Annotated in this window: 12 protein-coding genes; 9 read left to right on the forward strand and 3 right to left on the reverse strand. The window is 44.6% G+C overall.

What is annotated here, in order from left to right:
- Positions 1-106 precede the first annotated feature (106 nt).
- Entirely contained in the window at positions 107-598 is a 492-nt protein-coding gene (locus QUA16_RS32640; RefSeq protein WP_333109365.1) for a hypothetical protein, read from the forward strand.
- Positions 599-1,137: 539 nt separating this feature from the next.
- Positions 1,138-1,749: a Uma2 family endonuclease gene (locus tag QUA16_RS32645; RefSeq protein ID WP_333109364.1), complete on the forward strand. Its 612-nt coding sequence runs from the start codon at positions 1,138-1,140 to the stop codon at positions 1,747-1,749.
- A 149-nt stretch (positions 1,750-1,898) separates the two neighbouring features.
- Here the strand turns inward: QUA16_RS32645 and QUA16_RS32650 are convergent, their stop codons facing one another.
- Positions 1,899-4,148, reverse strand: a complete 2,250-nt coding sequence (locus QUA16_RS32650; RefSeq protein ID WP_333109362.1) for a dynamin family protein — start codon at positions 4,146-4,148, stop codon at positions 1,899-1,901.
- A 213-nt stretch (positions 4,149-4,361) separates the two neighbouring features.
- Here QUA16_RS32650 and QUA16_RS32655 point away from each other — a divergent pair, with 213 nt between their 5' ends.
- The 5 genes from QUA16_RS32655 to QUA16_RS32675 all read left to right on the forward strand — a co-directional run bounded on the left by QUA16_RS32655 (position 4,362) and on the right by QUA16_RS32675 (position 8,584).
- Positions 4,362-5,786, forward strand: coding sequence for an NB-ARC domain-containing protein (locus tag QUA16_RS32655; RefSeq protein ID WP_333109360.1), 1,425 nt, complete (start codon positions 4,362-4,364; stop codon positions 5,784-5,786).
- 466 nt (positions 5,787-6,252) lie between these two features.
- Positions 6,253-6,909, forward strand: a complete 657-nt coding sequence (locus QUA16_RS32660; protein ID WP_333109195.1) for a 5-formyltetrahydrofolate cyclo-ligase — start codon at positions 6,253-6,255, stop codon at positions 6,907-6,909.
- Positions 6,910-6,997: 88 nt separating this feature from the next.
- The gene (locus tag QUA16_RS32665; protein WP_333109196.1) at positions 6,998-7,768 is read left to right on the forward strand and encodes a fumarylacetoacetate hydrolase family protein; all 771 of its coding nucleotides are present in this window, start codon (positions 6,998-7,000) and stop codon (positions 7,766-7,768) included.
- 122 nt (positions 7,769-7,890) lie between these two features.
- The gene (locus QUA16_RS32670; RefSeq protein WP_333109197.1) at positions 7,891-8,244 is read left to right on the forward strand and encodes a DUF433 domain-containing protein; all 354 of its coding nucleotides are present in this window, start codon (positions 7,891-7,893) and stop codon (positions 8,242-8,244) included.
- Positions 8,219-8,584, forward strand: a complete 366-nt coding sequence (locus QUA16_RS32675) for a hypothetical protein (RefSeq protein WP_333109198.1) — start codon at positions 8,219-8,221, stop codon at positions 8,582-8,584. Before QUA16_RS32670 ends, QUA16_RS32675 begins: the two co-directional genes overlap by 26 nt.
- Before the next feature lie 413 nt (positions 8,585-8,997).
- Here QUA16_RS32675 and QUA16_RS32680 read toward each other — a convergent pair whose 3' ends face one another.
- Both QUA16_RS32680 and QUA16_RS32685 read right to left on the reverse strand, forming a co-directional pair.
- Positions 8,998-9,471, reverse strand: a complete 474-nt coding sequence (locus QUA16_RS32680; RefSeq protein ID WP_333109200.1) for a Tic20 family protein — start codon at positions 9,469-9,471, stop codon at positions 8,998-9,000.
- Positions 9,472-9,700: 229 nt separating this feature from the next.
- Positions 9,701-9,898 carry a hypothetical protein gene (locus QUA16_RS32685; protein WP_006631916.1) on the reverse strand — a complete coding sequence of 66 codons (198 nt, stop codon included), beginning with the start codon at positions 9,896-9,898 and terminating at the stop codon, positions 9,701-9,703.
- A gap of 168 nt (positions 9,899-10,066) precedes the next feature.
- Here QUA16_RS32685 and glyA point away from each other — a divergent pair, with 168 nt between their 5' ends.
- Both glyA and QUA16_RS32695 read left to right on the forward strand, forming a co-directional pair.
- On the forward strand, positions 10,067-11,350 hold the full coding sequence (gene glyA, locus QUA16_RS32690; RefSeq protein WP_333109201.1) for a serine hydroxymethyltransferase: 1,284 nt from the start codon (positions 10,067-10,069) through the stop codon (positions 11,348-11,350).
- A gap of 454 nt (positions 11,351-11,804) precedes the next feature.
- Positions 11,805-12,860, forward strand: a complete 1,056-nt coding sequence (locus QUA16_RS32695) for an MraY family glycosyltransferase (RefSeq protein ID WP_333109204.1) — start codon at positions 11,805-11,807, stop codon at positions 12,858-12,860.
- Positions 12,861-12,974 lie beyond the last annotated feature (114 nt).

A 12,974-nucleotide genomic window follows, 5' to 3' on the forward strand; every position in this document is an offset into this window, starting at 1 on the left:
GCTTTAAATTCAGTTCCAATTCTAGTTGTTAACATTTCTTTACTTACCTTTGTTTTTTTATACCGACCTACTTAGTCACATTCTGACAAAAATCGAGCCCAAAGTTTTGGAGACATACTTACAAATAAATGGCTGGCATAAAACTCGTCATTTTTTTGAGGGATTCATTTGGTACAAAAAAAATGATACGGGTCAAGAGGGGGAAGTATTGGTTTCGCCTCACAAAGAATTTGCTGATTTTGCCGAGGTGATGTGTCAAAACTTAAAAGCACTAGAAGTTGTAGAAAATCGCTCTCAATTAGATATTATCAGCGATTTAATCACTTCATTACCTAATGTTGAAATCCCCGGATGGATTAATAAAGTACACGGGGAAGAATCGGCGATAGGCAAAATTACATTAATGGGGTTTGTGGTGGGGAAGCTGAGAAAGATTAATCTGGAATTGAGCGGATCTGATTATCACTTGGCTGTCAAGGCTTATGAAGAGCGATCGCCCGTAACCTGTTTTGGCGATTTAATTAAAGAAAATGACTGTTTTGTGTTAAAAAATCCGCGCGATTTTGTGCTGGTGACTGAGGCTGAATTAATCAAATAGTTGGGGAAATTATTGTTTTGGTATAATTGGAAGCAAAAATTAATTTGCCGATAGTATCAAAGGAAAATAGGTTGTGCAAATTTTAAAATTAGGTGCTTTGGGTTCCGATGTTGTTAAACTGCAAAAACGCTTGCTGAAATTGGGGCTGTGTAGGTATGATATATAGCATTTATCAGTTGAGTGAAGTACAGATATAGGGTAGGGACACGGCACTGCCCATTAGTGTCAACTTAAGCCTGAAACCCTTGGGAAATCTCGTTTTTACGCTAAGTCAAGATCCCCCTAAATCCCCCTGATTGTTGGGGAGTAGGGGTTGACTTTGAGAAGACTCTTGTCCCCCCCTTCTTAAGGGGGGCTAGGGGGGATCTAGATTTAATAGCCACACAGCAGTCTGTGATTGGGTTTGACGTTAAGTTGACACCAATGGACACAGCCGTGTCCTGTATTTCAGCCGTATCCTGTATTTCCTAGAATTGAAAACTGCTATAATACAAATACCTCGACTGAAATCATCGAAAACTGAAATTCACAGAAAGCCAATGATTGCCGATCGCACCCACAATTATATCTCACCGGAAGAGTATCTGAAGTTAGAAGAACTCAGTCAGCTCAAACACGAGTATATTCAGGGCGAAACCTATGCAAGGGCTGATGCAAATGATGCTCATGTGACGGTGGCGGGCAACTTATGTACACTTTTGAGAAATCATGTTCGGGGTAGTGGCTGTCGTGTTTATATGTCAGACATGAAAGCTAGGATTGAATGGAAGAATATTTACTACTATCCTGACGTGATGGTAACGTGCGATGAACGGGACAAGGCCTTTCAATCTTTTAAAAGATATCCTTGTTTAATTGTCGAGGTTTTGTCTAATGGTACGGAAGGATTCGATCGGGGCGATAAGTTTGCTGACTATCAAGAATTAGAAACGCTTCAAGAGTATGTGTTAATTAGCCAAAAACGGCAGCGGGTAGAGTGTTTTCGCCGTAATGCTGAAGGCTTGTGGGTTTTGTATTCCTATACTCAAGGCAGCGAAATTCACTTGGCTAGCGTAGATTTTCGCACAGGTATTGAGGCTATTTATGAGGATGTAGTTTTTACTAAGGAAGATTCAGAAGCAGAATTTGATGAACTGCGATCTAGGGGATAAATGAAAAGTGCGATCGCGCCTCAGTTAAGGAAGGGCGATCGCACTTGGGGATGTGATTTAAACAATGGCCATCGCCTAGTTAAAACTACCCGTTCAATACCTCGTTTTATTGGGTTTGGGTTGTTTGCCACGAGAACCGCTGGTTTTTTTTACAAACATTCTCCCTGGGTATCCCAAGGAATGTTGGCGAAAAAAACCCTGAGTTTCTCCAGATTTATGATAATCTGTTCAATTCGTTCTTTTGACTGGGTATCAGTTGAAGTAATTTCGTGCAGATGCTTGAGATACTGTTTGCATTTTGCTTCAACTGCGTCGGCACCTTTATCAAAGGCTGTGGCTGTCTCTTGCCAATACTGGTCGCTTCCTCCTAAGAATTTATCAACAACACCCTGTTTTTTGAATTGTTGGTGAATTTCTTTTGCTAACCGCTTCTGCCAAGCTTCCGTAAATAAACTCCACACAAAAGAAGCCACTCCAGCAGCTAAACCGATCCCTAGAACTATTGGGCCACCAATCGCAGCTACGAAAGAAATTACTGTTGCCGTGCCACCACCGATACTAATACCAAGTGCTGACAAAAGACTGACTAATTTCGCTACTAAGATATAGCTGCCAAGATTGCCAAGGCCTGCTGCCCAAGCGGCTAAGGCACCATAAGTACCTAAACCTGCTATCCCACCAAGAAAAGCTCCTTTTGTATCGAAGGGAATAGATACTACTATTCCATCTTTGTTGGGAAGTTTAGGCACTGGGTATTTTTCTAGAAAAGCGTCAATCTCAGCCTTGAGTTTTTCAGAATTGACACTAATCCGATTTTCTAAATGACTTTGCAGCAGATCGACTAAATAACCGGGAGCGTATTCTTGAGCCTCTTTCTGTTTGTCGTATCTCTGGCGAATCATTTGTTCTATAAACTCTACATCGATCTTTTTTGCCGCATAGGTCTGAAAGGATTGGCGGGTATCTTTCTCTAATTCCTTAATTTGTTTGCTCACTTGACTGCGTTTTTGCCGCATTTCTCGCTGACGTTCTGGTTCATTTTTTTCCGCTTTGTCAAGCTCCTTTCGATACTCCTCTATTTTGGCAACAGTTGTTTGATATTGCTCAATCGAGTTAGCGTATTCTTGTTTTTTGTCTTTTTTGACCGCATTGATTTCGCGGTCGATACGAGAGATGACTGGTTTAGGAAGAGTCTCGCAGAGGAGTTGAGTTAAATCATCAAAGAGACGCTGACAGCGATCCGGCTTTTCTGACCAGAAAGTGAAGAAACGCTTTTGCACATCTTCCTTGGTAATATCCCGCTTTGTTAGCTTCCGACGAAACTCTATAGCAGTTTCATCAAGTTCTTTATACAGTCTGGCTGAAGCTTTATTGAGAATTTTGGGAAGCTCATCGTCAGGGATACTCGGATCTGCGTGTGTCGCCACGATAAAGAAATTGCCTAGCGTCGGAAAGTCGTTGCACTCATTCTCTGGGGTCGGCAACAAACGCAGCAAATTCCGAAGTCGCACCATATCTTGACCATTGATGTGACCCTTGGCAGGAGAAGCATAAAGCAAGACATTAGCAATCTTGGTGGCACTATTAGCTTTCTCAACATCCTTTGATACTTCATCTTGTTTATCAGAGTAACCGGGAAGGTCAATCAGGTTACACGCTCTTAATAAAGGAGCATCTACATAAACTATAGCTGTATGTCCGCCGTCATTGCTGTCGTCAGAGTCATCATATTGGTGTACGCCATATTTTTCTAGCAGGTCAAAGGAGCCGAATTGCAAAAAATGCTTCTGACAACGCTCCCTATCCTCTAAATATAGGAAGTCAAAATTTAGCTTGCCGTTTTCATCTTGCCAAAATTTCTCATCAATAATTCCCACGTTTCCATCAAACCATTCGGGGCGACTTTCCACGTGACAAACAATGGTAATGACTCTTGTTGCAGGCTGATAGCCTGTTGGCAATACTTTGTGGCCTAAAAGAGTATTAGCAAGATAGGATTTGCCAGAGTCAAATGCTCCTGTCAAGACAACATTTGGTTTTTGATAATACTGGTTAATTTGTTTTTGCAGATCGTTAGGTATACGTAGTTCCGTTGGCAATTCTAGCCAAGGTAAAAAAGAATTTTCATCGATATACTGATTAAGTAAATTTAGCCGACGATAAAGTTCAGCGTAGGGACTGCCTGGTTCAATTCCTGGGAGTGGAGGTATTTCCTCTGACATGGCAGTTGCAATGTCAACACCTAATATTTGCAGCCATTTTACTGCCATTCCCATCGGAACTTGTGCAGGGAACTGCTCATAATTTTTAACCTGATCTACAGAAATGCCGAGCCCGCTGGCAACTGATTCTTGACTGATACCTTTCTGTTCCCGATAGCGTCTAAAATTAATGTTCATAGCATTCTGCTACCCGCTAGTTTAACCCACAGGAAGTTATTTGGTTTTTATAATTATCTTCTAATTATGAATTTATCGGAGTAATAAAATGTCAAATTTGATCAGCAATTGAGACGAGCGATCAGTCAGAAAACGTCAGATTGTGCCATCTTTGTCAGAAAATGTCATAAAAAATATGATAAAATAGGCAAAACTTTCACGCCTACCTGACTAATGAACGTTCAAGAAGTCTTGAGATTTGCCGATGACATGGTTTTCGCCAAGACGGGAGAACATTTGGAGGATCTGCAAAAAGCTATCCTGCTGGGTGTATGGAAAGGTCAAAGATACTCTAAAATTGCAGAAGAATCTCACTGCACAGAAGGTCATGTCAGAAATGTCGCATCGGAATTATGGCAACTACTCTCAGATGTATTAGGTGAAAATGTCAATAAATTAAATTTTAGGTCGGCATTGGAGAGGTCGCAATTTGCCTACTTTTCAAATTATGGAAAAAATTCTTTACAGATTGGTAATGTAAATGTCTGTGATAATAGTTTGCAAGCTCCCGAAGTTCCAAAAGATCGATCGCCCTCCACCCCCACATCAGACACATCCCAACCCCCAACCAGACTAGACTTAGCAGACGCACCTCATATTTCATTATTGTGCGATTCGCCTGATGGCGATAGCTTCGCTTCACGCACATCCGAACTCGCCACCCTAGAAACATCGATCGTCCAAGAAAATTGCAACATCGCAGCAATATCAGGACTCAGCGGCATCGGCAAAACCACACTTTCCCTCCACCTCATCCAAAAAATTCAGCATAACTTTCAATACGTCATCTGGCGAAGTCTCCGCCACTCCCCACCCTTAGAAACTACCCTAAAAAATCTCCTAGGATTTCTCTTAAATAAACCCGAAATCGAACTCCCGACAAGCATTCCCGATCGACTTTCCCTGTTAATGGAATATCTGCGAAAAAACCGCTGTCTCATTATCCTCGACGACGTGCAAACCATTCTCAGCAGCGGACAACTAGCAGGAAATTACCGCCCCGAATGCGAAAATTACAGCATCCTCTTCAGACAAATCGGAGAAACAACCCACAACAGTTGCTTAATCCTCAATAGTTGGGAACCACCCAGAGAAATTACCGCCTTAAAAGGAGAAAAATCACCAGTTCGCGCCTTACAACTGAAAGGCATAGGTGTAGCAGCAGCGGAAATTTTCCGACAAAAAAGTTTACTCAATCCCGAAACATGGGAAAACCTAATTAACACCTACCGAGGCAATCCATTGTGGTTGAAAATAGTTGCCACCACCATTCAAGAAATATTCCGAGGTAGGGTTGCAGAATTTTTGAAATATGATATGCTATTCTTAGGGGAAGAATTGGCAGCAACATTGCACCCGCAGATAAATCGTTTGTCTGAATTAGAAAAAAAACTAATCTGCCGCCTCAGCAGCGAAGCAAATTCAGTTTCAATAGAGCAATTGCTACAAGATGCCGATTTATCGCCCTCCGAGTTATTCAACGGGCTGCAATCTTTGGGGAGGCGATCGTTAGTTGAAATACAAGAACAGGAGAATGAAACGCTATTCAGCGTTTGTCCTGTGGTGAGACAATATGTAATATCCAATCCAGTTTGTTGATACTTTCCCACAGTCCGACAGTCCGACAGTCCGGCAGGGGTTTCAACCCCTGCCTCAAAGCTAAAGTCGGTTAAAACTGAGATATTGCACCATTCTCAATTAGCCGTAGGGGCGGGTTCGCCAACAGCCTTAAAGCTTGCAAATAGGTTCTATAAACCCGCCCGACCCCACGAAAAATCCTCTTATTGATATTGCTGCAAGATGTCAGTTAAAACTGATATGTTGCACCATTGTCAATAAGCTTTTTAGGAACAGGCAAGATGCCTGTTCCACAAGAAAATTCACTCTTTGTGGAACAGGCATCTTGCCTGTTCTTGAGAATAGTGCAAGATGTGAGTTAAAACCGACTACAGAGTGTGATGAAAATGCAATTAATTGTAGTCCTCTTTTAGAGGACTTTCGCTATGAGACAGGGGTTTTCAACCCCTGTCGGACTGGAAGTCAAACGAGAAATTCGATCGCAAATATGAATACTGCTGAACCTTCATTAACTAAAACAGAATTAAGAAAATCGCTCCTCAACACCCGCAAATCCCTATCAGGACAAGAATGGAGACAAAAGAGCACGAGCCTCTGCAATCACCTGCAAAACTCGCCCCTATTCACCCAGGCAACCACAATCCTCGCCTACTTCAGTTGTCGCCAAGAACCAGATTTAAGTCCCCTATTTACATCTTCTGTGGAAGAGGCATCTTGCCTGCTCAATTCTGGAGACAGGCAAGATGCCTGTCCCACAAATGCCATTCCCACCCCTAAAAAATGGGGATTTCCCCGCTGTGTCGGCAAAGAGCTATCCTGGCACATCTGGGAGCCCGGAGATGCTTTACATACTGGAGCTTATGGCATACTCGAACCCCTGCCGGATGCTCCTAAAATAGACCACTCAGAAGTAGATTTAATGCTCGTACCTGCAGTAGGCTGCGATGTTCGCGGCTATCGCTTGGGCTACGGCGGCGGCTATTACGATCGAATGCTCAGTTTAGCTGAGTGGGAATCAAAAGTTACGATCGGCATTATCTTTGAATTTGCCTTGCTCGCCCAGCTACCAGTTGACTCCTGGGACAAACCGCTGCAGGGAATTTGCACGGAAAGCGGTTGCAAAATTGCACAGGGAAAATCTTAAACGGGCATAAACAAATTAATTTTCCGCAATTATGCCTATATCCTCTTAATCTAGAATCTAGAATCTAAAACCTAAAATCTAAAATACTATGGCCCAGCGCTACGTTCGAGTTAAAACAACACAAGGACACATCCATTACGGTTTACTGCAACTGGGCCACAGCGTTCAAGTATTTGATGCACCGCCCTGGTTAAAAGGACAACCAACCGATTTGGAACTTTCACCAGATACTTACCAAATTCTCGCCCCGTGCTCTCCCTCAAAAATTGTAGCTGTAGGCAAAAATTATGTCGATCACGCCGCCGAGATGGGAACCCCAGTACCGGAAGAACCCCTGCTGTTTTTCAAGCCTCCGAGTGCAGTCATACCTGCAGGTGCAGAGATTCGTTATCCGCAGCAGTCGGAAAGGGTAGACTACGAGGGAGAATTAGCCCTGGTAATTGGCGAACATTGTACCAACTGCACTCCCGAACAAGCACACAGCAAAATTTGGGGCTATACGATCGCCAATGACGTAACAGCTAGAGATTTGCAAAAACGGGACAACCAGTGGGCGAGGGCCAAAGGGTTCGATACTTTTTGTCCCTTGGGGCCTTGGATTGTCCGCGAACTGAGTCCTGCTGCACAGTTGCAGACTTTTGTCAATGAGAGCGAGCAACCGGTACAGTCATCCCAGATCGATCGCATGGTATTTTCGCCAGACTTTCTCGTCTGCTACATCAGTCAAATAATGACCCTCGTTCCCGGTGATGTGATACTGACGGGAACGCCGCAAGGAGTAGGGCCACTGCAAATAGGCGATCGAGTCCGCATCGAAATTGAAGGCATCGGCAGTCTTGAAAATACTGTCACTCATTAGTTATGGGTTATTTGTGAGGACACGGCGAAAGCCTTTGTCCCTACGGGGAGGGCTTGGAATCTGCTGTATAATATCAATTAGCCCGTCAATTTTCACCAACTTTGAAATAGGATCATTCGCCCATGCAACTCGAAGACTATTTTGACTTTCAGCGGCCAGATGATATTCGGGTCAAAGGGACGCGAATCGGCATTGAAACTGTTCTATATGATTTCATTCATCGCGCGCGCACTCCTGAACAAATTGCTCAAACTTATCCATCTCTTAACTTGGAACAAGTTTATGCTACTATCCTTTACTATCTGCACAATAAAGAAGCCGTTAGTAACTACATTGCTGATTGGTTGGAGTGGAGCCATCAGCAACTTAAAGCACAAGAACTTAACCCTCCACTTGGTATTCTTAGACTGCAAAAACTGAGCTCGGAAAAAAAATTCCAACAAATCATCAATGAGTCTCAATTATCTGTTGGATGAAAATGTAGATCCTACCTATAAAGCTGAAATCCTTACACGCAATCCAAATTTGATAATTTGGTGTGTAGGCGAACCAGAAGCTCCGATTCTGGGAACTTTAGATCCAGAAATTATTAAATGGTGTGAGGAATATAACTTTATATTGGTGACGAATAATCGTAAATCCATGCCCGTGCATTTGACAGACCATTTGGCTGAAGGTCATCATATTCCGGGCATTTTTATCCTCAATTCCAAGTTGAGTATTGGACAAAATATTCGGCAATTAATTTTTATTGCTGAGGCATCTTTTAATGATGAATATCAAGATCAAATAGTTCATCTGCGAGAGATTGTTTGAATAATTTGATCTCATTGATAAGTAGAAGGAAGTTCGGCAACGGATTTTGTAACGGATGTAACGGATGTAACGGATTGACCGCAGAAGGTAGAAGGTAGAAGCTAGAAGAGAAATAAAGGGGGTATGTTACCAGGATTTGGTATAAACCCTATGATTTTCCTTATCGGAAAAATGAACGATTTTGCGAGGCTACAGTCAACGCCCTATCGAGATTTCACCTCAGTTTGACAATCATAGGGATAACAACTAAGCTGTGGAGCATTTAAACCATTCACTATCCAGGTAAGGTGCGTCAGGCGCGAACACTTACGCCGACTTGGGACACACTTCTGTACTGACGCACCCTACTATCTTCTTTTAAATGCCGAACAGCTTAACAACTGTCAACTACCAACTACCAACTGCTTTCCTGACTAACGAACCTGCATATAAACAGCATCCGAAAGCGGAGGAATCTCTGCATAGCGTCCCAAAAGCGACTGCACGACGGCATAGACAAATGCAGCAAAAGCGCCCAAAAACACCATGTTATACAGAGTTTCCGCAATAAATGCGACTTGTAAGCCGTTAGAAAAAATCGGCAAAACCAGACCGCACAGCATCAAAACAATGTCTAAAAGAATCGCCTGCATCGCATTAAAACGAATGAAGTGACTGATGTTTTCGTTTCTAACTACTCCTAAATACAGAGCAAAGAAGATAATCAAGCTAGCAAAGGGCAAACTATAAATTTGCATCAAAGGAGCTAGCGGTATCAACAACAGTTGCAGGACAGGAAACTGTGTAAACAGAAACCTGCCAAAGGCCAGCCCGTCAACCAACGGGAGCAAATAAGGCAAAGAAGCAAAAATCCGGTCTGTAACAGTTGTAGACCCGCGCCAAGTCATAATGAACTCTCCTGAGTCGATCGGTGAACTATTAATTCCTATTAAAATCAGCATAACGCAGCAGGCTCAGTTCCGACCCGCCCGGAATTTGCTCATGGGTGGGCGGATAGCAGCCTCAAGTACCAGATGCAGGGCAACTTAGATCGAGTCGCGTTAATAGTCACCATGCCCCATGCCCCATGCCCTATTTGCCCCATGCCCCATGCCCCATGCCCTATTTGACCGATGATTATTTAATATTGGCAATGACGAAGCCCATTTGACACTCGTACCGATCGGGCAAATTTTCCGTAGGTTTAGCAACTGGATGTCCACAGCGAAGCTCTCCACCACTCCAGCGCGGTTGGCCAGTGCGATCGGCCAGCAAACAACTTTGGCAAACACACTGAGGGGCAAGCATCTGATTTTCCATTAAAATGACTAACATTTGATACCTCCGGCAGGTTTCACACCAGTAATTTCATTGTATGTCAGGAGTTGGGGACAAACGGCTTAACCTGAACACAACGTAATATTTATATCAATGGGGCGAAATCCGTAGTACGGTATAAGATCCCCAATTCCCAATCCCAAAACAGTCAAGAGGTTGATTATTGTGACGGACTCTAACTTAGAATTCCTTTCCAAAACCGATCCGCTCATTGCCGATTTAATCGGGCAAGAGCTCCAGCGGCAGCGAGACCACCTAGAACTCATCGCCAGCGAAAACTTTACCTCCTCCGCGGTAATGGCAGCTCAAGGCTCAGTGCTGACCAATAAATACGCCGAAGGACTGCCAGCGAAACGCTACTACGGCGGCTGCGAATTTATTGACGGCATCGAGCAAATCGCGATCGATCGTGCCAAACAGCTATTTGGAGCCGCTCACGCCAACGTCCAGCCCCACTCCGGCGCTCAAGCCAACTTTGCAGTATTTTTGAGCTTGCTGGAACCCGGAGACGGAATAATGGGCATGGATTTGTCCCACGGCGGACACTTGACCCACGGTTCGCCGGTCAACGTATCCGGCAAATGGTTCAAAGCTTTTCACTACGGCGTCAGCCAAGAAACAGAACAGCTCGACTATGACGAAATTTTGGCACTGGCTAAAGAAAACCGACCGAAATTGCTAATTTGTGGCTATTCAGCATATTCGCGAATTATCGACTTTGAGAAGTTTAGAGCGATCGCCGACGAAATCGGAGCCTACCTGCTCGCCGACATCGCCCACATCGCCGGGTTAGTCGCCACAGGACACCACCCCAACCCCCTCCCCCACTGTCACGCAGTCACCACCACCACTCACAAAACCCTGCGGGGCCCCCGTGGCGGCTTGATTATGACTAATGACCCGGAATTAGGTAAAAAATTTGACAAAGCAGTTTTCCCCGGCACTCAAGGTGGGCCCTTAGAACACGTCATTGCGGGCAAAGCAGTAGCTTTCGGCGAAGCATTAAAGCCTGAATTTAAAACTTATTCCGGTCAAGTAATTGAAAATGCGCGCGCTTTAGCGGCACAGTTGCAGCAGCGGGGTTTAAAACTCGTTTCCGGTGGCACGGACAATCACTTAATGCTAGTTGATTTGCGATCGGTAAACATGACAGGCAAACAAGCGGATCAATTAGTCAGCGGTGTGAATATTACTGCTAATAAAAATACCGTGCCTTTCGATCCGGCATCGCCCTTTGTCACCAGCGGTTTGAGACTCGGTTCGCCGGCGATGACCACCAGGGGAATGGGAACAGCAGAATTTACCGAGATTGGCAATATTATTGCCGATCGCCTGCTAAATCCAGATGATGAAAGCGTCGCAGCCGACTGCCTTCGTCGAGTAGCAGCACTGTGCGATCGCTTCCCGTTATATCCCCACTTGTACTTAAAAGTGCCGGCATTAGCTTAATTTTCCTGATCGGCAATGGGGAATTGGTAGTTGGAAGTGTACGGGTAAAAGGGTAAAAGAGCAGGAAAAGATTGAGAGTTGCCGGTAGCGATATTGACAAGCGGTTTTCACCAAAAATATCGATCGCCAATACGGTTTTTAGTAAAGATATTTGTCGGGCGGGGCTGGTTTGACTAACGGTATTTGTCGGTTGCGAAAGATACCGCTCAACTGGGCCCGCTCGCCAAATATCGACTTTTTGGCTCGCGAAAAAGTCGATATTTCAAATCGTTAATTCGAGAGTTATGAATGAACAACCTGACAATTCGCCCCAGGGCAACTGCCATTGCGGCCAATCTCCGACTCCCAAACCCCCAGTCGCTCTTCAAGATGTTTCCTTGTTATAAGCCATCTGAAATGTAGTAGACTCTGCCTGACAGCCTAATTGCCCCGCACTATTTAAAATTGATTTCAGATGCCGTACCAGTATCTGTACCACATACTCGCTTTTCTGGTTTCTGCGATCATCGTCCTCTGGAGTACACCAATAGTCAAAAAAATTGGTCTCAAAAGCGGGCGAGTCGATCGGCCAGGCGAGCGAAAAGTCCACAAGCGCCCGATGGTGCGCTTGGGAGGAGTTTCCATCTTTCTCGGCACTATCACTGCCCTCTTATTTGTCTGGCTCTCAGGAGGCTTCATCGATGCTAACGGACAAGTTCTCAATCCCAAAGACGAATACGAAATTTGGGGAGTCACCCTCGGCGGCATCGGATTCTTCCTCATCGGTTTAGCAGACGACTTATTTTCACTCTCGGCCTTAAAACGCTTGCTCATGCAAATTGGCGTATCCAGCATCGTTTGGATGGCAGGCGTACAAATTGAGTTTCTCACAGTTCCCTCCTTGGGACTGACTGATATTGGCTGGCTGAGCTTGCCAATTACCGTGATTTGGCTCGTCGGCATGGCCAACGCCATCAACTGGATTGATGGTTTAGACGGTTTAGCTGCCGGAGTTTCAGGGATTGCAGCAGTTGTGATGCTGATTGTCAGTCTGGCGATGCACCAACCGGCGGCGGCCCTGATTGCAGCGGCTTTGGCTGGCGGGACATTGGGATTTCTGCGCTACAACTTCAATCCGGCTCAAATCTTTATGGGAGATGGCGGGGCTTATTTTATCGGGTTTACTCTCGCTGGAGTGGGAGTAATTGGGTTAGTTAAAACTACGGCTGTTACTTCTGTGTTGCTGCCATATTTAATTTTAGCTGTACCGATTTTAGATATGTCGGCGGTGATTCTCGATCGACTTCGCAACGGCAAGTCACCGTTTATTGCTGACAAGCGCCATCTCCACCACCGACTTCTAGAAGCCGGACTATCCCATCGATTTGCGGTTTTATTTATTTACTCACTGACACTGTGGGTGGGAAGTTTAGCCCTAGCTTTTTCGCTTCCGAGCGGCGTAATTTACGCTATGGCTGCAACCAGTTTGCTCGGATACGCTAGCTGGAAAGTTTGGAGACACGCTCGATAGTCAGTTGACAGTTGACAGTTGACAGTTGACAGTTGTTAGTTGACAGTTGACAGTTGACAGTTGACAGTTGACAGTTGACAGTTGACAGTTGACAGTTGACAGTTGACAGTTGAC

Source organism: Microcoleus sp. S13_C3 (assembly GCF_036700905.1).
Taxonomy (GTDB): Bacteria; Cyanobacteriota; Cyanobacteriia; order Cyanobacteriales; family Microcoleaceae; genus Microcoleus.

Bases quoted from the DNA above. Each gene is read 5' to 3' on its own strand.
- QUA16_RS32655 (WP_333109360.1), top strand. From the start codon at position 4,362: ATGAACGTTCAAGAAGTCTTGAGATTTGCCGATGACATGGTTTTCGCC.
- QUA16_RS32685 (WP_006631916.1), bottom strand. From the start codon at position 9,898: ATGTTAGTCATTTTAATGGAAAATCAGATGCTTGCCCCTCAGTGTGTT.
- QUA16_RS32660 (WP_333109195.1), top strand. From the start codon at position 6,253: ATGAATACTGCTGAACCTTCATTAACTAAAACAGAATTAAGAAAATCG.
- QUA16_RS32645 (WP_333109364.1), top strand. From the start codon at position 1,138: ATGATTGCCGATCGCACCCACAATTATATCTCACCGGAAGAGTATCTG.
- QUA16_RS32665 (WP_333109196.1), top strand. From the start codon at position 6,998: ATGGCCCAGCGCTACGTTCGAGTTAAAACAACACAAGGACACATCCAT.
- QUA16_RS32695 (WP_333109204.1), top strand. From the start codon at position 11,805: ATGCCGTACCAGTATCTGTACCACATACTCGCTTTTCTGGTTTCTGCG.
- QUA16_RS32680 (WP_333109200.1), bottom strand. From the start codon at position 9,471: ATGACTTGGCGCGGGTCTACAACTGTTACAGACCGGATTTTTGCTTCT.
- QUA16_RS32670 (WP_333109197.1), top strand. From the start codon at position 7,891: ATGCAACTCGAAGACTATTTTGACTTTCAGCGGCCAGATGATATTCGG.
- QUA16_RS32675 (WP_333109198.1), top strand. From the start codon at position 8,219: ATGAGTCTCAATTATCTGTTGGATGAAAATGTAGATCCTACCTATAAA.
- QUA16_RS32650 (WP_333109362.1), bottom strand. From the start codon at position 4,148: ATGAACATTAATTTTAGACGCTATCGGGAACAGAAAGGTATCAGTCAA.